This window comes from Shimazuella sp. NTD248 (assembly GCF_059510395.1).
In genome coordinates, this window is the sequence record NZ_JCAJZT010000030.1 from 1 (window position 1) to 587 (window position 587).

1 protein-coding gene is annotated in these 587 nt (G+C 50.6%); it reads left to right on the forward strand.

Annotation, left to right across the window (positions count from 1 at the left end):
- Window positions 1-587 (forward strand): condensation domain-containing protein (locus AC5WOE_RS19995; RefSeq protein ID WP_496053349.1); only part of this gene is annotated, 587 nt, incomplete at both ends.

The window sequence follows — 587 nt, forward strand, 5'->3', positions numbered from 1 at the left end:
TTTGTCAATACTTTGGTGTTTCGCAATGATTTGTCGGGAGAACCGACATGGAACGAAGTGTTAGAGCGGGTGAAAACCACTGCCATCGAAGCCTATGCTCATTCGTCTGTTCCCTTTGAACGGGTAGTGGAAGAAGTAGCGCCAGATCGTCATTTGAGTCATTCTCCTTTGTTCCAAGTGATGTTCTCGGTAGAAAACGAAGCATGGCAAGCACCAGAGATACCCGGATTGACGCTTGAGGAAGTAGCTTTGCCCCAAACGACAGCCAAGTTTGATCTCACGTTGCATGTGGCACCGTTGGAAGAAGGAATGAATGTGACGTTTTCCTACAATACGGATTTGTGGGAAGAGGAGACCATCGCTCGGATGGCCGGACATTTGCACCAATTGATGCGCCACCTGATCGATCAGCCGGAGACATCCATATCACAGGCGACGTTGCTTACCGAAGCAGAAAAACAGGAACAACGGAAGTGGAATGGGTCAAGGGAAACGCTGCCCTTTGTCTCCGTGGTGGAGCAAGTCGCCCACGTGGTAGCGACGACTCCTGATGCCCCCGCTATCGTAGCAGAACAAGTCACCTATAC